Source organism: Rhizobium sp. CF142 (assembly GCF_000281145.1).
GTDB lineage: Bacteria > Pseudomonadota > Alphaproteobacteria > Rhizobiales > Rhizobiaceae > Rhizobium.
In genome coordinates, this window is sequence record NZ_AJWE01000061.1 from 52615 (window position 1) to 70032 (window position 17418).

A 17418-nucleotide genomic window follows, 5' to 3' on the forward strand; every position below is an offset into this window, starting at 1 on the left:
CCCGCATGCGCCTGCCTACCTTCATCCTCGTTCTCGCGCTTTCGGCCCTGATCGCCTCTCCCGCTTTCGCCGCAACCTACAAAACCCCAAAAGCCCTCCTCCAAGCGCTCTACACCTTCAACACCGACACCGCCTCTGACAACGCCCCTCGCCTTACTCAGCCTTCTTCTCCGACCACCTGAACGAAATGCTCCAATCCGATCTCGACAACACGCCTGATGGCGAAGTCGGGGCCATCGATTTCGATCCCGTCATTGCCGGGCAGGATGGCGAGGCGAGCGGCCTGAACATCGGCCAGCCGATCCTGCTGGATGACCGGGCGGAGCTGGAGGTGCAGTTCCGCAATGGCGAAGAGGTGACGCTCTATTACACGCTGGTAAAGGAGCATGGCGGCTGGAAGGTGGAGGATATTGCCGACCAGCACGGCGAAGAGCCGTGGAGCCTCAGTGCGCTGCTAGGCGACGCGCAATAGGCGACCTTTAGCGCGCGGCATGTCATTGCCGCCAAACCTGCCTTTGGGCAGCAGTACCCTCTGAAACGAGCCGGGTTTATTAGCGCCCGGTCATTGTAATGGCCGGCCCGCGCCCCATATCCCCAGTATGGCGGCATATGGAATAAAACCGCCTTTTGCATCGGTTTACCCGATGCCCTCAAGGGAAGACGCGCTGTCTTCCGACACTCTGCAGAACAGCTTTTTCGCAGCATCCTGAGCAGCATGGCCGCGCCCGCAAGGGCCGGCAGAGAGCGACGTCTCTCATACGCCCAGACACTTAGGAGACTGCGCCGAAAAAGACCTCTGACGCATTCGATGATGAGCCGTGCATATCCCCGCCTGGTATCAGGCGTGGCCGCTTATGAGTCCCCGGCAGGAGCCGGAGGCGCCAATTTCTGGAGAAACTTCGATGTCCCTGATCTTCCCCAATAGAAGCCGCAGTTTCGACGAGGGCCGCGATGGGGTTCGTTTCTCCGGCTATGACGGCATGTTCGAGGTGCGGTTTCTGATCGAGGCGAGCGCGCTGCGCTCCATCGCCCAGACGGGCCGCACGGAGGCCGAATGCCTGAACGCCTTCGATGCGGCGCGCCCCGCCATTCTGGAGGCGGCATCCGGTGTCTACGGCCGCGGCGGCAAGGACCGGTATACGCTGACGGAGAAGGATATCCGCCGCTAAAGCATATCGCGCAAAAGTGTACAGCGGTTTGCGACGACGACATGCGTAAAACGAAGACTTAAAGCGTGGAAAACGAATCCTGGAGATCGCGACACGCTTCAATTTCACGCCCGGGATAAACCGGGCACGGAGATGAGACATGTCAGTCGACAGGAAACATCTGAGCGTGGTGGGCAGACGCCCGCGTGCTCAACCCGAAGACGTCGATCTCGAAACGGCTGTCTACGATGCGCTTGCCCATACGGGCGATCTCGACCCCAGCTATATTTTCGTGACGGCGCACGGCAGCGACGTCACGCTCGCCGGCTGGGTTTCCGTCAGCGAGGAAATCTCGCTCGCCGAGCAGGTGACCCTGCGGACACGCGGCGTGCGCAGCGTTCACAACGAGCTGTCGCGGGATCTCTAGCGCACCCATTCGTCTCGGCGCGGCTGCGCGCCGACCTCCGGCATCGCTCGAACGCAGGCCGGAGGCGAGGAGCCCGGCCCCGCGCCGGGTTCCACGTTGCCGGGCGCGAGCCGCCCGTAAGCCAAAACCCGTTCCCCACACCTGACCGATCGCGATCGGCCCCACATGATCGATGGATAAGCATGCGCAAGAAAATAGACGAGACCACCGGACCGGCCCCTTCCGCCACAGGCCGGCATGCGACTGCCAATGAGAACCGCCCTGCCCGAAGCCCCTCCGCAGGCGAGATGATCGCCGAAGCCGAAACCGCCCGCGCCACGCTGGATGCGGACGGCGATGAGGCGGCTGCAGTGGAAAAGCCCGGTGAAGGCCAGGCGGACAACAAGGCGCCGGCGGGCGGCCCGCTTCCGACTATGGAAGAGCTGGAACTGGCCCGTGACGACCACAGCAGAAAGATCGCCGGAAGAGAGGCGGATGGGGAGGATTGAGCTGTGCGGGCACGGCGGTTTCGTCGCGCCGAGTAGGCTCGGAAAGCCCGAACCCGCGCGCCGGCATGGCCGAGCGGCTGCATTTTCTGTAGCGTGAATCGACAGAAACGCCACCGACCGGACTCGGACAACAAGCAATGCCAGACATCCGCATCGACCCATTCCCCTCGCCCGATGAATTCGGCGCTCTCTGGGTCGCCGCCTGGGATGGCGCGCAGGCACCGGATTTCGCCCGCATCCTGCCGCGCAGCCTTGCCCATCTCGGCGCCTATGACGACGGGCGGCTGATCGGCTTCGTCAATGTCGCCTGGGATGGCGGCATCCACGCCTTCATCCTCGATACTTCAGTTCATCCGGATCTGCGCCGGCAGGGCATTGCGACTGCGCTGGTGACGGAGGCGGTGCGGATTGCCCGGGAGCGCGGGGCCGAATGGCTGCATGTCGATTTCGAGCCGCATCTGACCGGCTTTTACCGCGCCTGCGGCTTCCGGCCGACGGAGGCCGGGCTGATCCGGCTTTAAGACAGCAGAGGCCGGTAGCCGCCGCCGGGCTCGCGCCGGGTCAGGAAGAAATGCAGCAGGTTGGCATAGCCGCGCGCATCGTCGATGGCGCGATGCGTGTGGGGCACATTGCCCAGCCATTCGCGCGGATAATGGGCGATATCGCATTCCCACGGCTTGCGGCCCGTCGCACCCGCCACCAGCGACAGGATGCAGAGCGGCGGATGGCGAAACAGGCGATCGGCAATCCACGGCCCCTGGAACAGCGGCCGGCCGCTGAACCGCTTCAGGTAGTGATCGAGCCAGGGACCATCGAGCGCCACGGGATGGGCGGCAAAGATCGGCTCGGCCTTGAAGGTTTTCACCCAGGTGATGAAGCGGGCCATGACGTCGGCAGCCGGCTCAGGGTTTTCAGTCGCGGCCGCGAAGGCTTGCGGATGGGTCTGCCAGAAGGCCGTGGTCACAGGGTCGCGCCCGGCACCCTCGAGCGGCTGCAGCACGGCTTCGAATTCCCCCAGAATCTGACCGGTCTCGGAAACGGCGACGGAAGCGAAGGACAGCATCGAATGCGTACCCGGTATCGGGCCGTCGAATTCGCAATCGGTGACGATGTAGATATGCGGCACGCGGATTCTGCTCCCAGGTCTGCTTCGGTGTCGGGGGCAGCATAGCTGGATATTTTCGGGTTGCCACTGTCCCGGATTGTTGTGGCGAGGTTGGTTGCGTCTTTTGCGCGGCGGTTCGATTGAGCCGGAAACGAAGCGCCGTGGGACACCCCCCTCTGTCCTGCCGGACATCTCCCCCACAGGTGGGGAGATTGGTTAGAGGCGCCGGTTTCCCCAAACAATTGACGTCACAAGCTGCACGACGTCAATGATGTGCGAAGGTCAAGACTCTGGCCGATCTCCACCCTTGTGGGGGAGATGCCCGGCAGGGCAGAGGGGGGTGTGCCACGGCATAGCCTCGCCTTCCCCTCCCGTGACCGAGAGCGAACGGCAAACCACCCAACAGGAAAACGCCCGGCCACCTATGATGACCGGGCATCCTCGACCCGCGCCGTGTCGGGCTTCGGGAGATCAATTATTATGCGCCGCGCAGGCTTCGTCCGTAGGGGTGGCGTTGCTGGTGCCGCCCTGGGTCTGCAACTTGCCGGGGCCGGTGCCGCTGCTGCTGGCGGCTCCGCCGGGGCAGTCGGGTCTCTTCATCTTCATGGCGCTGCCGGCCTTCGTGCTGCCGGTGGTCGTCTTGTCCATCACCGGCTTCTTGGTATGCGTCGTGCCGGCGCCGCCGCCGGAATCGACGGTGCTCTTGTCCATCGTGTGGGCCGTCGGGGCCGGGTTGGACTGGGCGAAGGCGGATGTGGCCATGCCGAGGGCAAGCAGCGACGCTGCGACAATTTTCATGCGCATTGGTCTTCTCCTGAGAGCATTCGGTTGCTGATCTCTAGGGAACCGCCCGTGGCCGAGATTGTTCCCGGCAATTTTCACTTGCCGCGCTCCCTTCCCCTTTTCAATCTCCGAGCGTGCGCCATCTTAAGCTTCAATCGGTTCGGCCGGTGACCGCTTCATTCGAAACGGCCAGAGGGGCAAGGCCGAATAAAGAGGCGCAGCGGAAACGATTCGCCACGCCCACATTCGACCTCAGGCCCGGAAAACCCCGCCGGGCTTTTTTCCTGCGCCGTCGGCGGGTTTGCGGGAGAAATAGTTGGCGCCCTGGCTTCAGTTCGCGAGATATTTCTGCAGGAAGCCGCGAATGCTGGCGATCGATTGTTCCGCCGCAGCCGCGTTATATTCCTCCACATGCCCGAACACCGTCTTCGGCTTGATCATGGCCTCATCATCGAAATCGTGACTCGCTCCCGGATAGATATGCAGCTCGACCGGTGGCCCCTTGCCGCTGAGCCGCGACACCCGCTGCCGGCAGCGCTCCGCCGGGCTCCAGTCATCGAGATCGCCATTCAGGATCAGCGTCGGCACCGTCGCATCGCTCTCAAGCGGCGCACAGACCGGATAATAGGCAACCGCCGCCCTGAATTTCTCGTCCATCAGCTGCTCATTGCCCTCGATCTTCGTCGCCTCCAGCGTCGCAATCCCACCCGCCGAAAAGCCCATCAGCGCGACGCGCCTGGTATCGACGAAGCCGCTCTTCGTCAGGAAGTCCAGCGCCCCATAGGCATCGGACACCCGATCGGGAAGATAGGTCTTGCAGCTATTCTCGATGTTGCGGGTGGTGAAACTGTCGACCACGAGGGTGACATAACCCCAGGAGACCAGCCGCTCCGGCCAGACCTCTTTCACATGGGCATGGATACCGCCGCATCCGTGCATCAACACCACAGCCGGGAACGGCCCATTGCCCGGCGGACGGGTGAGATATCCGATGAGTGGGGTCGCCTGCGGTGATGGCAGCGCTACGCCCTGTTCTTTCGCCTTGCGCTCAAGAAACGGACTTGGATTGACCGAGGCACTGTCGAAGTGAACCAGCTCGTCGGCTTGGGCCTGCGGTATGAAGCTCAGGGAGACGACGAAGCAGAAGAAGAATCGCGCGATTTTCACTGAACGACCTCTTGCCGGATGGATGGCATGACGTTGACACTTTCACCACGCAATTTGGGTGAAGCGACGGTCAAGGCAATGCGGCGGAGAGGCGCACCATCCGGCGACCGCTGCTGGTGCAGAGTGGTGTCGCGGTGGGTGACAATGATTGCGGTTCAGTTCCACGCCTTCGCTGCTCGGATCGTGGCGACTGCCGGGTTTGGCGTGGATGACAGCCCGATCACCGAGAAAATCACAGAGGTCGCGCGAGATCCCGCATGGCGTCGGCCGTCAGCATTTCCATCCGCGCCCTGAGCGCCTTCGCGTCCACATCCTTGCCGGCGGCGCGGATATCCGCAACCATCTTGGCGATCAAGCCTTCGTCATCTGCTCCGGTCACCCTGAGAGTGATGATCTCGCCGATATAGGCGTCGCTGTCTGCGCCCGTCATCCCGCAGACCCAGCGGGCGACCAGTCGGTCGCGGCGCGATCGCACCCTGAATGCCATGTCGGAATCCAGGAAATACATCTGCTCCAGCGCCTTCTCGCGATCTTCGAATACGGTCATGAGGAAAGCTCCCCTGTCGCATTCGTGGTCTCCAGCAGATGGTGGAGAAGCGCAGGCTCGATCCTCACGATCCTGCGCAAACGGCTGCCTTCCGCAATCGAGGGCAGATGAATGAAGGTTCCGACGCGCCGGTAGGCAATGCGCGAAAGCCCCTCGATCGGCTCCTCATCCTGCACGATCTTGTAGTCGCCGGCCGGATGGATCTCACCAACGAGATCGGGCAGCGTGAAGGAGGCGGAGAAATGGACGATGGTGTTGGTTGTGCGTGTTGTCGATTCGTAGGCTGACATGGTGACAGGCTCCAGGTGAAGGCGGTTGACCGCAGCCGGGTGAAAGCCTCATCGGGCTACGGCATCGGTCTGGCAATCGGAATTCGGAAGCGTGGCTGCCTTCAAGTCTCTGACACCGGCGAGAGCCATATGGCCAAACGACGACCGGATATCATTGCGCTCCAATTGAGTCGCGATTAGGACGAAAAGATAAAACAATAGTTTTATTGGGTTTTCATATTCACATTACAAGAATTTTTTTAATATAATTGAACGATTACAACAGAAATGGCGAATAAAATAATAAACAAAGCGAAGATTTTTTATTGTGTTATTATTTAAGTACGCGAAATCGCGTGCTTTTTTTAAAGATTGGAATTCGTGATGCAAAATATAACATGGCTTCGCCCCGGCCTGTGGGGCGCCGTATGCGGCGCGGCCGCATTGGCGATCGTGGGCTTCAGCTGGGGAGGCTGGGTGACCAGCGGCAGCGCCCAGAAAGCCGCCGGCATCGAGCGCACCTCGGCGATCGCCGCCGCGCTGACACCCTACTGTCTCGACCGCGCCAAGAGCGATCCGGCCTCGGCGCAGATCATGGCCGAGCTGAACGCGGCCGGCACCTATGGACGCAGTGACATCATCAAGAAGGCCGGCTGGGCTACGCCGCTCGGCACCACCGAACCGAACGCGGACCTTGCGCAGGCCTGCCAGATCGCTCTTGGAAAGCCGAGTTGAGCGTTTCGCCCCCGCAAAAACGAGGCCGGCGAGAAATCCCCGGCCGCTTGCCCCACCGACCGCTCACCCAAGCCAACCGCTCGCCAATCCTTCCCGGAGGATGATCATGCAGAGACAGAAATTCGCCTGCGCCATGAGCGCGACGATCTCTGGCTGCGATCAGGCGCCATGACCGTCAATCCCCGTCCCGCAGCGGCAGACTGATGAAGGGTGGCGGCTTCAAGACACGAACAGGAGGCATGCAACATGCCTGGAAACACACCCGACAACCCCGCCTCTCATAGGGATGGAAGGCATCACAACGCCAACGCGAAGCGCCCGGCAAGGAGCCCCTCGGCCGTGGAGCTGATCGCCCAGGCCACCGCTGCCCGCGCCGCCCTGAACGGCCACCAGCCCGGACCGTCAGACAAGGCTCCGGCCGGCAATGATCTTCCGACAATCAAAGAACTCGAGGAAGCGCGCGGCGACCAAGATCGCCACCGAAACAGAAGCCGGCGGGAGAGCACGCGAAGCCCACAAGAAAGCCCGCGCAGCTGATGCGAAAAACCAGAAATCCAAAGGAAAAACCGGGGCGCGCATAATCCGCGCCCGGTGGAAGCCCGCGGCATGAACGGCAGGCTCAGCGCTGCAGCCGGATCGCCGCCTGGATCAGATCCTGATGGAAGCGATGGTTGCGCAGGTCCTCGGTCATCGTGACCAGCCTTTCCCGCGCCAGCCCCGCCGGCTCGCCTCGCACAAGCATCCCGTCGATCAGGATCTCCTGCGCAGAAATCATCTGCCGGTCGGCAACCACTTGCCGGCGCGCAACGTCTAGATCCTTCAGGGAATAGGTCATGGATAATCATACCACATGCCGGACATGCTGTACGGAAATCCGTTGGGCTCAGGCGCCTGCCATCCGAGTGGCTACAACATCGGGCCGAAAATCGGAATCATGCGCGCGAGCAAGGCCGGATGATCTCCTGCGGCGATGGTTGCCCTATTCCGCAGCCTCTCCGCGCTGCGGCTCCACCGCATCCACCTCTTCCAGCGGCGCCAGAACCTCCACCTCGTACGAATAGCCCTCGAGCATCGTATAGGTGTGCTCGATCGTCTGGATCTGCTTTTCCGTCTTGCGGATGGCGTCGGCGATGGCTTCGCTGCGGGCGCGCAGCATAGAGCCGAGCACGTCGGTTTCCGGGCGGCGGCCGAGGCGGTCTATGTGTTTGCGCACGCGGGCGCGGTGGCGTTCGAGCTCCAGGATGTGGAAGCGGCTCTTGACGATATCGTCCGAAAGTTTGCGGCGCATGGCGGCGACCGGGTCGAAGCTGCCGGGTTCGCGCTCGTCGAGGATCACCTCGTTGACGAGTGATTCCAGCATAAGGACACCTTCGAGATCCTTGGGGTCGGCAAGCTGCGGATCGTAGCCCGTATCGTCGTAGACGCGCCGGCGCACGGGATCCTGCAGGAGTTCGTAGGCGATCTGCAGCCGGTTGAAATGATCTGTGTCGCCGCCGGCATCCGGATGCGCGCCCTTGGCGGCCTTGCGCCAGGCGAGCCTGATCGCCTCGCCATTGGCGTCGCGCTCCAGTCCAAGCATGGCATAGGGATCGATCACGCCGGCACTTCCTTCATTCACTGCTTCGTCCCTCCGAGACGTAACCGCTGGCTCACGCCGCATCAAGCCCCGAAACACCCTGCCATAATTGCGGCCGCTCGGGACGAAATTGTGGAACGGGGCGGATTTTCCCACAGGCAAGGGGTTAACGGGTGCGATTTCTGCTGAGCTCGTTGGCAGTAGAATGGAGAATGGGACCAAACCCAGGCAAAAGAACGGGCAGCCCCTGCGGGCCACCCGTCGTCTTGACCCTTTCTCGATCAGTTGCCTGGCTTGTTCCTGATCGCCGCGTCTATCTGCCTCTTCACAGCATCCAGGTTAAAGGAGGCCGGATCCTGCATTGGCGGATAGTCGACCGCCGTAAGAGCGAGTTTGGCGACTTCCTGCTGAACACTCACGAAGCGCCAGAACTCGCGAGCAAAGAAGTCATTCATGTAGCCTCCACCCAGATCATTGAGGCTTTGTTCGCCAATCGACGGTGTTCGCTCGAAGGGATCCTGACGGATATTGACCATGGTGGGCATATCAGTCGTTACCTTCGCACCGGGCCAACCCTGCGGCTGTTGAAAGAACTGAAACTTGAAATCGTCGAGGCGTACGGCACCCAGAGAAGGGCCACCGAAGTAGAAGAACTCATGACGTGCGGATGGCGCATTGCCCTCCAGCAGGTTCAGCTGATTGTAGCCATCGAGGTGGTTCTTGTAGGTCACGTCACCGAGCTTCACGCCCTTGAGCAACTGGTCGGTGATGTTGGGATTACCAGCCGCAGCCACCAGCGTGGGGAACCAGTCCAGGGCGGAGAAAATACCGTTCTCGACCGTGCCCGGCTTGACCTTGCCCGGCCAGCGGATGATCGCGGGTGCGCGGAAGCCACCCTCCATCACTGTACCCTTGGTGCCCTTGAATGGCGTCATGCCGCCGTCAGGCCAGGTAAATACTTCTGCGCCATTATCCGTCGTGAAGACGACGATGGTGTTGTCGGTCTCGCCCGCGTCCTCCACGCATTTCAGGATGGCACCGACGCTATCGTCCAGCTGCGCCACGCCGGCTTCTTCGAGACCATAATTGGTCTGGCTGTTCATCAAAGCCTGGTACTTGGGAGACAGGAACGTCCAGACGTGCATGCGCGTCGTGTTGTGCCAGACAAAGAACGGCTTTCCTTCGGTCCTGGCCTTGTCCATGAAGTCGCAGGAAGCCTTGACCAGCACTTCGTCGAACGTCCCCATGTCGTACTTGGCCTTGGGCGTTATGTCATGCATGTTCGGCACGTTGGACATATCAGGATATGGCGCCAGCGGGCCTTCGTCGATGATCTTCTGCTTGCCGATCTTGCCCCAGCGCGGCTGCTGGGTCGCGTCATCCGTATCAGTGGCAAAGCTGTGCACCACATTGCGCGGCCCGACCTTGTCACGGTACGACTGGTCATCCGGGAACGAATACCAGTAGGGGTCCGACATCGCATCGAGGTGGTACAGGTACCCGAAGAACTCATCAAAGCCATGCAGAGTTGGCAGGAACTTGTTCAAATCGCCGAGGTGGTTCTTGCCAAACTGGCCCGTGGCGTAGCCCTCGGTTTTGAGGACGGCGGCGATGGTTGCGGCCTTGTCCGGCATACCCACATCCGCGCCCGCCTGACCCACAGTCGTCAAGCCGGTGCGCAACGGGATTTCACCGGTGATGAAACTCGCCCGGCCGGCCGTGCAGCTCGCCTCGGCATAATAGTCGGTGAACATCATGCCCTCAGACGCCAGCTTATCGAGGTTCGGCGTCTTCCCGGACATGATGCCCCGGTGATAGGCACCGAGGTTGAACCAACCAACATCGTCGCCCATGATGACAAGGATGTTGGGTTTCGACTGCTGCTGCGCGACTGCCGGTGCACCCAGCGCGGTTGCGCATGCGGATGCCAGCAGACCAAAGCAAAGGTTTCTCATGGCACTCATCGTATATCCTCCGTTGAGTTTGCTCGTTGCTCGGCCCCTTTGGCACGGCCTCTCAGAGTAGAAGGATGCCATCCTCTCGGCCGAAGACGATCTGATGTTGTGACAGTTCGCGGCATGGTGCTGCAGGAGGTCGGGCGTGTTGGCTGGATGAATGCCGCACTGATCACTCGCCATAGGGTGGCGACAGGCGTACCCGCTATCGAAGCGTCGATGGCTAGCAATGAAATAGTTGCCCCGGCGTCTGCCTAGTCAGCAGTCGCCTTGACGGATAATCGCACATTTTCGCCTTCACCGCCAGATTGAAGGCTCACGTCGCCACACCTCGATGATCGGGACCCCGGTGGATGACATCCGCGGTAGAGCCGAGCCCACATCATGGACGCTTTGGACGCATAATGGCCGCCAGAACCGCTGTGAATCGGCTACTTTCTCCACCCCTCTGGCCGCACGCCGATAAAAGGGATTCCAGGAGAACCGGGAGCCCGTCAGCCGGAAGATGCAGCCCGCCGCCTTGAGGTTGCAAATCTCGCCTCGTCCCGCAATAGCACAACCTTGCAAGGCTCTGCTAATCTTCTGCCAACCATTTGAATCATCACCCATTCTCGCAACCGCGAAAGACATGCCACAATATTGCCGCTTGCTTTTTGCCCGAAATGCTGGCACGAACTGCAACACTCGGGCATTTCGCATGCCGGTGACTGGACTGAAGTGGTAATGCCCTTTCGGAGCGCCAACTCCGGTAGGGCGGTATGGGTGACACCCATGCGCGTAGATGTTCTTTCCCCGTACGTGACGTCTCGACTGACCCTTCGCGCCGGGCTCCAGGGCCGAAACGCGAAAGCTAAAGCCGTCCGCCTCCCCACCGCCGGGGGTGCGGATAAACTAACTACCAATGGGAAAAGGACTATCCCCCATGGCCACCAAGGGCACCGTAAAATTCTTCAACCAGGACAAGGGTTTTGGTTTCATCACGCCGGAAGGCGGCGCGAAGGACGTTTTCGTCCACATCTCCGCTCTCCAGGCTTCTGGCATCCAGTCGCTCCGCGAAGGCCAGCAGGTTTCTTTCGACACCGAGCCGGATCGCATGGGCAAGGGCCCGAAGGCCGTCAACATCCAGGCCTTCTGATCTGATTCAGGTCTTTCTGCGCTAAGCAGGCGACGGCGCTCCGCAAGGGGCGCCGTTTTTTGTTTTTGGGGGATCGCAGTACTCAAGCGGCCTTTGAGCGTGCGGCCCCCTCACCCTAACCCTCTCCCCGCTGGGTAGAGGGGACGTGGCATACGAGACCCTTGAGAATGCGGGAACGGTGCGGCATGCCCCTTCTCCCCTGGGGGAGAAGGGGCCGGCAGGCGGATGAGGGGGCCAAGCCCTCTTGGCCCAAGTAACTACTCCTCAGCAGGATAATCGCGAGAAAACTCCCGCGTCGCCATCAGCACCGGCATCAGCGCCCTGCCCGCCTCCGTCAGCCGATATTCCACGCGCGGCGGCTGCTCGCCGAAATCCCGCCGCTCGACAAGCCCGTCCTGCTCCAGCTCCCGCAGATGCTGGGTCAGCATCTTCTGCGAAATGCCCGGCATGTCCCGCTTCAGTTGCAGCGTCCGCATCGAGGGCTCGGCAAAGAGCCGGAACAGGATCGGCAGCTTCCAGCGCCCGCTGATCATCTTGAGCACCCGCGTCACATGCGCGACGGAACCGTCCGGCCCGAGGCAGACGGAGCGTTCTTCCTGTCCTACAGGCACTTTTAAGTGCGTAATTGTGTCGAGCATCATCCTGTTCTTCTGTGCTTTCCTCCACTCCAAGATAGGAACACTGAGATGGATTTGAAACTCGACGGCAAGACGGCGCTCGTCACCGGAAGCAGCAAGGGCATAGGCGAAGCGATCGCCAGAGGGCTCGCCCGTGAGAAGGCCACGGTCATCGTCCACGGCCGCAACAGGGCCGAAACGGAGCGGGTGGCGCAGGAGATCATCGCCGAAGGCGGCCGCGCCCATGCGGTGACAGGCGACCTCACCATCGATGACGAGGTGGAGCGCCTGATCGACGAGGCACAGGCGCTCGCCGGCCGCATCGACATCGTCATCAACAATGCCGGCGGCTCGGGCGAGCCGGAGGACTGGGCAGCGAGCCGCCCCGCCTCCTGGGCATCCGCCTACGACCGCAATGTTCTGGCCGCCGTCCGCGTCACCACACGGCTTCTGCCTGACATGCGCAAGGCAGGCTTCGGCCGCGTCATCAATATTTCCAGCCTCGCCGGCCTGATGCCGCCTGCCGGCAGGCCGGATTACTCCGCCTGCAAGGCCGCCATGAACGCCATGACCTCTTCCATGGCCAAGGCGGTGGCGGCCGAGGGCGTGACCGTCAATACGATTTCGCCGGGCACGATCCGCAGCGCAAGGCTGGACGCCCGCTTCCGCGAGGTGGCGGTTGAGCGCGGCGTGGCTGCGAATGCCGCATGGGAGACGATCGAACAGGCCGTGCTGCCGCTTTTCGCCGAGGTGCCACTTGGCCGGGTGGGAACGCTGGACGAAATCGCCGACGCCGTCTCCTTCCTCGTCAGCCCGCGTGCGGGGTATATTACGGGGGTGAATCTCAGGGTGGACGGCGGGATGCTGCCGGCGATTTAGCATGGGTGCGGCGGAAAACCCCGCTCCATGCCTCCGCGACAAGAGAAGCCTGTATCGTGACGCGAGCAGCCTGACGAGGCTCGATCTGACGATCGATAATGGCGATTGGCCACAAGCAGCATAGATGCTGCTTGTGATTGCATGGCACCGGGCATCATTTTTGGAGAGGATGAACGGAGAGGAGAGACAAGATGACCTGCATCAAGGCATCAACGATGCTCGCCGCCGCCGTGGCCGTCCTGCCGGCCGGAATGGCTATGGCGCAAACGATGACAAGCGCAGAGATCAAGGCGGCGTTGGAGGGAAATTCGATCAGCAACGAGAATGAGGTTCAGCATTTCGATCCGGACGGCACGGCGATCTACCGGAAAGGCAGTAAGCGGGCGAATGGACACTGGAGGATCGAAGGCGACAAATTCTGCTCCGATGTGAGCACGGATGTCCGTCTCCTGCAAACCGAGGACAAACGTGTCGGATGGCAGTGCCACGCTGTCCTAGGCGACAGCAGGCGCATTGCCTTCCTGATTGGGGACCACGCGGATTCCTGGACGGTCTCCAAGGGCAGGAAGGCCGATTAGCCTCATTCATCCTTCACCCAGATAAGTGCCGATATACTCCCCTTGCTTCCAGAGCGCCGCACGCAGCCGAGCCTCGACGCCATCCGATGTCACCGCATGCAGACACAGTATCCGGTCGGCGATTACTTCACCCGGCTGCAGGATCGCCTCGATCGCTGCCGCCTCCTCCAGGGTATCGGCATAGTCAGGCATTGCTTTCAGCCGCCGTTCCGCAAACATTGCCGCTTCGTGCAGCTCACCGCAGAGCAAGACGAGTTCGCTATCGTCGCTCCTTCGGAGCGGGCAGGCCTGCATGCAAAACTCCCTCTCTGGATATCGCTGCCGTCATAAGGTTGTACCTGCCAATGCCGACAACAATCAAGGAAATTATTCCTATCTTCGATCACGATCCATATCAGACGGGACTATTCAGCGACCCGGAACGCTCGAAAGCAAACAAAGATAGGTTTATGTTCCGCACTGGCACACGGCGCTCAGGCCTCCTCGCTGTGGCGCTCCACGAGCTCGGCCCATTCCATTGCCGCGTGGCGGCCGAGCACCGTCTTGTCGTTCCCGATGACGGCGGCGATGCGCCGGAAGAGTTCGTCGGCAAAGAGCGCGGGCCTGCCGGATTCGGCATTGCCGGTCGGGTGAAGCGTGGTGCCCTCAGCAAGATGGATGGCCTCGACGCTGAACCCCTCATGATCGCCCACAAGTTCGGCGAAGCCGTACAGCAGCAGGCCATTGTCATTCCGACCGAGGATGGAGATGACGAGCTCGTCGAAATCGAACCGCAGGCTGAAGGCTCTCATCGGCCGATGACCTCCTGCTGGATGCGCTCTGCACGGATGAGCTGGGCCTCATAGCGGCCGGCGAGCGAGATCACGAAGCCGGCGGCAAGGAGGAGGCCGGTAAGCGGCTGGAGCCTGCCGATGGTATCGAGGCGGCGGACGCCCGGCGTCAGCACAGGCGCGCGGAAAGGCGCCTCGCCCCTTGCTTCAAAATATCTCGATATCATGCGGCAGCTCCTGCATCGGCTCTGATTTCAGCGATGCGGGAGGATGCGATGCCAATGGTTGAGTGATGGAATGGGGCCGGCGAGCCTATGCGGCCAGCGAACGTATATCCTTGGCCACGTCGGCGAGATCATTGTCGAGCTGGTGGTCGCGCCCCGGCAGCGAGCAAAGGACTGCATCAGGGATCGCCCTGGCGTAAGCCTCTATATGGGCAAAGGGCACGGTGTCATCCTCGCTGCCGTGATAGATGAGCACAGGCAACCCCTCCGGCAGGCTTTCGGAAAAGTCGTCGCTCCCGGCGATCTCATCGCTCTCCCATCCGCCGGCACCCATGAAGGGCGGCGCGATGAGGATGACGGCGCCGGGCTCGAATGCCGGCCACTCTTCGGCAAGCGTGTGGAGAAGCACCGTGCCGCCGAAGGAATGGCCGATCAGGATGGCGCCGTCTTCGAGGGCCTGGAACTCGGCAACAAGAGCGGCTTTCCAGGCCTGATAATGCGGGTCCGCTTCATCGGGCATGCGGGGGTAGCTGATAGAATAGGCCTCGCCGAGTTCGCGGGCGAGGCTGTCGACGAGCTTGTTGTCCCACTCGTCGTGGGTGGTTTCGCCGGCGCCCTGGATGAAGAGGATCTGTGTTGGCATGGGTAATGTTCCCGTTTGTGACCGTCAGGGAGATGGGTCGTTACGGGAGCAGGGCAAGAGCCTCGACCCGTCCTTCGCCCCCACAAGGAGGAAGATCGACGGGTGCGGAATTCGACAGCAGATGCCACCAACCCTAGTGGTGGCGTTCAAGGCAACTTTGCGCCAGAACCGGACAGGCGCGTACAGATCGCAGGCCCCACCTTCCTGGCGCTATCGCCTCCCGCCGATGCGGCGCATATCCACAACGCGGCCGTCGCGCTGCCGTATGGAGATCTCGAACCGACTGCTGCCTCTCCGGGCATGATAAACGAAGAAACGACCACGGCAGTCGATCCGCCTGACCTCCCTGAAACCGCGGCTGCGGAGCAGCCTCTCGCCCTGACTGCAGGTAATCCCTCTGCCACTGTTGAGATTGGTGCCGACGCTGATGGAGATCTGGGCCTGCGCGTTTGCTTCGGTCGGCACGAATATTGTTGGGACCGACAGGCCGATAGCCAGCGCTAGTGACAGAAACAACGATGATCTGGACAAGGCATCCTCCCCTTGGATAACGGGCTCTGAATACACGACACTCGTTTGCATACGGAATTATACAACCGTGAGGATAGAAGCGATAGAGGGTCGCGTCAGTGCGAGCCGTCTCCGCTGCCCATTCAGTTAACGAGAGGGATATTGAGGACCGGACGGGTCGCAACCCGTGGCCCGACCCCGGCAGAATGGAGGGGGGCGACCCACGGCACACCTCCCCTCCTCATCCATGCACCCTCACCTCGTTGCATCACCCCGCAACAACCACCTTCCCTCGCCTCAAAACCACAGCGATCACAAACCCGCAAACCGCCGTCACCCCACCGACCAGAAACACGCTCCCATATCCTGCCCGATCCGCCAGCACGCCCGCCAGCGGCCCGGTCAGCCCGTAAGCCAGATCCTGAAAGGCCGAAAATCCGCCAAGCGCCGTGCCGCGCAGATGCGGTGCCACGAGATGCACGACCTCACGCCCCATGGCGGGAAAGATCATCGAGCAGCCGAGGCCGGTCATGAAGGCGCCGATCAACGCGACGGTGGGATCGCCGGCACTCCAGATCAGGATCTGGCCGATGGCCTCGACCGCCAGCGAGACCACGGCGACCACCAGCCCGCCATAGCGATCCGGCAGGTGGCCGAAGAGCAGGCGCACCAACACGAAGCCGCAGCCGAAGGCGGTAAGCCCGAGGCCAGCATGATCCCAGCCGAGATCACGGAAATAGAGGGTAAAGAAGGAGCCGATCGCCGCAAAGCCCATGCCCTGCAGGCAGACGATCAGCCCGTGCACCCAGATCCGGCCGATAACGGCGGCAAGCGGCGGGCGCTCCCTGCCCGGATGGGCGGCAACGGCGGGCACGCTGCGGATTGCGGCAAGCCCCATCAGGGGCAGCACGGCGCAGACAGCCATCGTGCCGGCAAAACCGAGATGATCGAGCAGCAGCAGTCCGACAGGCCCGCCGAGGCCAAGCGCGCCGTAGATAGCCGCGCCGATGAGCGCCAGCACCCGGCCGGAACGCTGCGGCCCGACGAGCCCGATGCCCCAGGCAATGACGCCAACGGCAACAAGGCTTTCGCCGAGCCCGATCGAAAGCCGCCCGGCAACGAGAATGGCAAAGGCCGCAGCCGGCGGCTGCGGCGAAAGCCCTGCGGCAAGTGAGATCAGCGCACCCGCCACATAGAAGATGAGGCCACGCTGCACGGCAAGCTTGGCGCCCCTGCCATCGGCAAGCCCGCCGGCATAGCTGCGGGTGAGGATGGTGGCGAGAAAGGCAATGCCGACGCCGAGGCCCGCCCAGCCATTGCCGAGGCCAAGCGCGCCGGTCACGAAGACCGGCACGACCGGAAGCGCGATCGCAACACAGAGATAGGAGATGAAAAGGATCGCGGTCAGCAGGTAAAGCCGTGCCTGCTCGCGATCACCAGTAAGACGGAAAGCCATGAAAACCTCCTGGCTATTCCCTCGTCCGACGGGCACAAAAAAACGCACTCCGACCGGCGAGGATCGATAAGTGCGTTGCTTGACGTCAAACGCTTACGGCCAGCGGACTGGCATGGGTTGGGAGATACGGGATATGTGGAGGAGTGTCAACGGTGAGTGGTGGTGTGGGTCGGAGGGGCGTTGCCGCTCCCTGCTCGCGGGATATCTGGTAGAAGGCGATGGTAGAGATTGGAGACGGCGTGCCGTGGGACACCCCCCTCTGCCCTGCCGGGCATCTCCCCCACAGGTGGGGAGATTGGCTGGGGGCGCCGGTTTCCCCAAACTATCAACGTTGCAAACTGTGCAACGTCAGTGATGTGCGAAGGCCATGCCGCTTGTCGATCTCCCACCTGTGGGGGAGATGTCC

Annotated in this window: 23 protein-coding genes and 1 pseudogene; 10 read left to right on the forward strand and 14 right to left on the reverse strand. The window is 61.9% G+C overall.

Going from position 1 to position 17418, the window contains the following annotated elements; all coding sequences use genetic code 11:
* Nucleotides 1–5: 5 nt before the first annotated feature.
* From PMI11_RS15130 to PMI11_RS15150, 5 genes and pseudogenes are all read left to right on the forward strand, one after another.
* Nucleotides 6–472 (forward strand): annotated as a pseudogene (locus tag PMI11_RS15130) (DUF3828 domain-containing protein).
* Nucleotides 473–902: 430 nt separating this feature from the next.
* Nucleotides 903–1169, forward strand: a complete 267-nt coding sequence (locus PMI11_RS15135; RefSeq protein ID WP_007818474.1) for a DUF1488 family protein — start codon at nucleotides 903–905, stop codon at nucleotides 1167–1169.
* 139 nt (nucleotides 1170–1308) lie between these two features.
* The gene (locus tag PMI11_RS15140) at nucleotides 1309–1575 is read left to right on the forward strand and encodes a BON domain-containing protein (RefSeq protein ID WP_007818475.1); all 267 of its coding nucleotides are present in this window, start codon (nucleotides 1309–1311) and stop codon (nucleotides 1573–1575) included.
* Between the two features lie 182 nt (nucleotides 1576–1757).
* Nucleotides 1758–2063 carry a hypothetical protein gene (locus tag PMI11_RS15145; RefSeq protein WP_007818476.1) on the forward strand — a complete coding sequence of 102 codons (306 nt, stop codon included), beginning with the start codon at nucleotides 1758–1760 and terminating at the stop codon, nucleotides 2061–2063.
* 137 nt (nucleotides 2064–2200) lie between these two features.
* On the forward strand, nucleotides 2201–2584 hold the full coding sequence (locus tag PMI11_RS15150) for a GNAT family N-acetyltransferase (protein WP_007818477.1): 384 nt from the start codon (nucleotides 2201–2203) through the stop codon (nucleotides 2582–2584).
* Here PMI11_RS15150 and PMI11_RS15155 read toward each other — a convergent pair.
* The 5 genes from PMI11_RS15155 to PMI11_RS15175 form a co-directional block, all read right to left on the reverse strand.
* Nucleotides 2581–3189, reverse strand: a complete 609-nt coding sequence (locus PMI11_RS15155) for an exonuclease domain-containing protein (protein WP_007818478.1) — start codon at nucleotides 3187–3189, stop codon at nucleotides 2581–2583. The two genes, PMI11_RS15150 and PMI11_RS15155, sit on opposite strands and share 4 nt — an antisense overlap.
* A gap of 450 nt (nucleotides 3190–3639) precedes the next feature.
* A complete protein-coding gene (locus PMI11_RS15160) occupies nucleotides 3640–3972 on the reverse strand; it encodes a hypothetical protein (protein WP_007818479.1) in 333 nt (110 codons plus the stop codon).
* A gap of 309 nt (nucleotides 3973–4281) precedes the next feature.
* On the reverse strand, nucleotides 4282–5118 hold the full coding sequence (locus PMI11_RS15165) for a dienelactone hydrolase family protein (protein ID WP_007818480.1): 837 nt from the start codon (nucleotides 5116–5118) through the stop codon (nucleotides 4282–4284).
* A gap of 232 nt (nucleotides 5119–5350) precedes the next feature.
* Complete coding sequence (locus PMI11_RS15170) at nucleotides 5351–5665, reverse strand: DUF1476 domain-containing protein (protein ID WP_007818481.1); 315 nt, start codon at nucleotides 5663–5665, stop codon at nucleotides 5351–5353.
* On the reverse strand, nucleotides 5662–5955 hold the full coding sequence (locus PMI11_RS15175) for a hypothetical protein (RefSeq protein ID WP_007818482.1): 294 nt from the start codon (nucleotides 5953–5955) through the stop codon (nucleotides 5662–5664). Before PMI11_RS15175 ends, PMI11_RS15170 begins: the two co-directional genes overlap by 4 nt.
* A 363-nt stretch (nucleotides 5956–6318) precedes the next feature.
* Here PMI11_RS15175 and PMI11_RS15180 point away from each other — a divergent pair, with 363 nt between their 5' ends.
* Both PMI11_RS15180 and PMI11_RS15185 read left to right on the forward strand, forming a co-directional pair.
* On the forward strand, nucleotides 6319–6669 hold the full coding sequence (locus PMI11_RS15180; protein WP_007818485.1) for a hypothetical protein: 351 nt from the start codon (nucleotides 6319–6321) through the stop codon (nucleotides 6667–6669).
* A 246-nt stretch (nucleotides 6670–6915) separates the two neighbouring features.
* A complete protein-coding gene (locus PMI11_RS15185; RefSeq protein ID WP_007818486.1) occupies nucleotides 6916–7206 on the forward strand; it encodes a hypothetical protein in 291 nt (96 codons plus the stop codon).
* Nucleotides 7207–7288: 82 nt separating this feature from the next.
* Here PMI11_RS15185 and PMI11_RS15190 read toward each other — a convergent pair whose 3' ends face one another.
* From PMI11_RS15190 to PMI11_RS15200, 3 genes are all read right to left on the reverse strand, one after another.
* The gene (locus PMI11_RS15190) at nucleotides 7289–7504 is read right to left on the reverse strand and encodes a hypothetical protein (protein ID WP_007818487.1); all 216 of its coding nucleotides are present in this window, start codon (nucleotides 7502–7504) and stop codon (nucleotides 7289–7291) included.
* A 144-nt stretch (nucleotides 7505–7648) separates the two neighbouring features.
* Entirely contained in the window at nucleotides 7649–8248 is a 600-nt protein-coding gene (locus PMI11_RS15195) for a J domain-containing protein (protein ID WP_244430578.1), read from the reverse strand.
* Nucleotides 8249–8526: 278 nt separating this feature from the next.
* Nucleotides 8527–10209 carry an arylsulfatase gene (locus PMI11_RS15200; protein WP_007818489.1) on the reverse strand — a complete coding sequence of 561 codons (1683 nt, stop codon included), beginning with the start codon at nucleotides 10207–10209 and terminating at the stop codon, nucleotides 8527–8529.
* A 913-nt stretch (nucleotides 10210–11122) separates the two neighbouring features.
* Between PMI11_RS15200 and PMI11_RS15205 the strand changes: the two genes are divergently transcribed.
* Nucleotides 11123–11335 carry a cold-shock protein gene (locus PMI11_RS15205; protein ID WP_007818490.1) on the forward strand — a complete coding sequence of 71 codons (213 nt, stop codon included), beginning with the start codon at nucleotides 11123–11125 and terminating at the stop codon, nucleotides 11333–11335.
* Nucleotides 11336–11592: 257 nt separating this feature from the next.
* On the opposite strand, the gene PMI11_RS15210 is transcribed toward PMI11_RS15205, so the two are convergent.
* Nucleotides 11593–11973 carry a winged helix-turn-helix transcriptional regulator gene (locus PMI11_RS15210; RefSeq protein WP_037071434.1) on the reverse strand — a complete coding sequence of 127 codons (381 nt, stop codon included), beginning with the start codon at nucleotides 11971–11973 and terminating at the stop codon, nucleotides 11593–11595.
* A gap of 48 nt (nucleotides 11974–12021) precedes the next feature.
* On the opposite strand from PMI11_RS15210, the gene PMI11_RS15215 reads away from it, so the two are divergent.
* Complete coding sequence (locus PMI11_RS15215) at nucleotides 12022–12831, forward strand: SDR family NAD(P)-dependent oxidoreductase (protein WP_007818492.1); 810 nt, start codon at nucleotides 12022–12024, stop codon at nucleotides 12829–12831.
* A 191-nt stretch (nucleotides 12832–13022) separates the two neighbouring features.
* Nucleotides 13023–13409, forward strand: a complete 387-nt coding sequence (locus PMI11_RS15220; protein WP_007818493.1) for a hypothetical protein — start codon at nucleotides 13023–13025, stop codon at nucleotides 13407–13409.
* Nucleotides 13410–13415: 6 nt separating this feature from the next.
* Here the strand turns inward: PMI11_RS15220 and PMI11_RS15225 are convergent, their stop codons facing one another.
* The 5 genes from PMI11_RS15225 to PMI11_RS15250 all read right to left on the reverse strand — a co-directional run bounded on the left by PMI11_RS15225 (nucleotide 13416) and on the right by PMI11_RS15250 (nucleotide 17012).
* Nucleotides 13416–13703 carry a hypothetical protein gene (locus PMI11_RS15225; protein ID WP_007818494.1) on the reverse strand — a complete coding sequence of 96 codons (288 nt, stop codon included), beginning with the start codon at nucleotides 13701–13703 and terminating at the stop codon, nucleotides 13416–13418.
* Between the two features lie 179 nt (nucleotides 13704–13882).
* The gene (locus PMI11_RS15230) at nucleotides 13883–14200 is read right to left on the reverse strand and encodes a hypothetical protein (RefSeq protein WP_007818495.1); all 318 of its coding nucleotides are present in this window, start codon (nucleotides 14198–14200) and stop codon (nucleotides 13883–13885) included.
* A complete protein-coding gene (locus PMI11_RS15235; protein WP_007818496.1) occupies nucleotides 14197–14406 on the reverse strand; it encodes a hypothetical protein in 210 nt (69 codons plus the stop codon). Before PMI11_RS15235 ends, PMI11_RS15230 begins: the two co-directional genes overlap by 4 nt.
* Before the next feature lie 85 nt (nucleotides 14407–14491).
* The gene (locus tag PMI11_RS15240; protein WP_007818497.1) at nucleotides 14492–15046 is read right to left on the reverse strand and encodes an alpha/beta fold hydrolase; all 555 of its coding nucleotides are present in this window, start codon (nucleotides 15044–15046) and stop codon (nucleotides 14492–14494) included.
* 778 nt (nucleotides 15047–15824) lie between these two features.
* Nucleotides 15825–17012, reverse strand: a complete 1188-nt coding sequence (locus PMI11_RS15250) for an arabinose transporter (protein WP_007818499.1) — start codon at nucleotides 17010–17012, stop codon at nucleotides 15825–15827.
* Between the last annotated feature and the right edge of the window lie 406 nt (nucleotides 17013–17418).

What these genes read in the sequence shown, in the direction of transcription:
- PMI11_RS15160 (WP_007818479.1), bottom strand. Translation starts at nt 3,972, where the DNA reads ATGCGCATGAAAATTGTCGCAGCGTCGCTGCTTGCCCTCGGCATGGCC.
- PMI11_RS15175 (WP_007818482.1), bottom strand. Translation starts at nt 5,955, where the DNA reads ATGTCAGCCTACGAATCGACAACACGCACAACCAACACCATCGTCCAT.
- PMI11_RS15150 (WP_007818477.1), top strand. Translation starts at nt 2,201, where the DNA reads ATGCCAGACATCCGCATCGACCCATTCCCCTCGCCCGATGAATTCGGC.
- PMI11_RS15195 (WP_244430578.1), bottom strand. Translation starts at nt 8,248, where the DNA reads ATGCTTGGACTGGAGCGCGACGCCAATGGCGAGGCGATCAGGCTCGCC.
- PMI11_RS15230 (WP_007818495.1), bottom strand. Translation starts at nt 14,200, where the DNA reads ATGAGAGCCTTCAGCCTGCGGTTCGATTTCGACGAGCTCGTCATCTCC.
- PMI11_RS15200 (WP_007818489.1), bottom strand. Translation starts at nt 10,209, where the DNA reads ATGAGTGCCATGAGAAACCTTTGCTTTGGTCTGCTGGCATCCGCATGC.
- PMI11_RS15220 (WP_007818493.1), top strand. Translation starts at nt 13,023, where the DNA reads ATGACCTGCATCAAGGCATCAACGATGCTCGCCGCCGCCGTGGCCGTC.
- PMI11_RS15240 (WP_007818497.1), bottom strand. Translation starts at nt 15,046, where the DNA reads ATGCCAACACAGATCCTCTTCATCCAGGGCGCCGGCGAAACCACCCAC.
- PMI11_RS15170 (WP_007818481.1), bottom strand. Translation starts at nt 5,665, where the DNA reads ATGACCGTATTCGAAGATCGCGAGAAGGCGCTGGAGCAGATGTATTTC.
- PMI11_RS15185 (WP_007818486.1), top strand. Translation starts at nt 6,916, where the DNA reads ATGCCTGGAAACACACCCGACAACCCCGCCTCTCATAGGGATGGAAGG.
- PMI11_RS15235 (WP_007818496.1), bottom strand. Translation starts at nt 14,406, where the DNA reads ATGATATCGAGATATTTTGAAGCAAGGGGCGAGGCGCCTTTCCGCGCG.
- PMI11_RS15205 (WP_007818490.1), top strand. Translation starts at nt 11,123, where the DNA reads ATGGCCACCAAGGGCACCGTAAAATTCTTCAACCAGGACAAGGGTTTT.
- PMI11_RS15210 (WP_037071434.1), bottom strand. Translation starts at nt 11,973, where the DNA reads ATGCTCGACACAATTACGCACTTAAAAGTGCCTGTAGGACAGGAAGAA.
- PMI11_RS15145 (WP_007818476.1), top strand. Translation starts at nt 1,758, where the DNA reads ATGCGCAAGAAAATAGACGAGACCACCGGACCGGCCCCTTCCGCCACA.
- PMI11_RS15140 (WP_007818475.1), top strand. Translation starts at nt 1,309, where the DNA reads ATGTCAGTCGACAGGAAACATCTGAGCGTGGTGGGCAGACGCCCGCGT.
- PMI11_RS15135 (WP_007818474.1), top strand. Translation starts at nt 903, where the DNA reads ATGTCCCTGATCTTCCCCAATAGAAGCCGCAGTTTCGACGAGGGCCGC.
- PMI11_RS15215 (WP_007818492.1), top strand. Translation starts at nt 12,022, where the DNA reads ATGGATTTGAAACTCGACGGCAAGACGGCGCTCGTCACCGGAAGCAGC.
- PMI11_RS15190 (WP_007818487.1), bottom strand. Translation starts at nt 7,504, where the DNA reads ATGACCTATTCCCTGAAGGATCTAGACGTTGCGCGCCGGCAAGTGGTT.
- PMI11_RS15225 (WP_007818494.1), bottom strand. Translation starts at nt 13,703, where the DNA reads ATGCAGGCCTGCCCGCTCCGAAGGAGCGACGATAGCGAACTCGTCTTG.
- PMI11_RS15250 (WP_007818499.1), bottom strand. Translation starts at nt 17,012, where the DNA reads ATGGCTTTCCGTCTTACTGGTGATCGCGAGCAGGCACGGCTTTACCTG.
- PMI11_RS15180 (WP_007818485.1), top strand. Translation starts at nt 6,319, where the DNA reads ATGCAAAATATAACATGGCTTCGCCCCGGCCTGTGGGGCGCCGTATGC.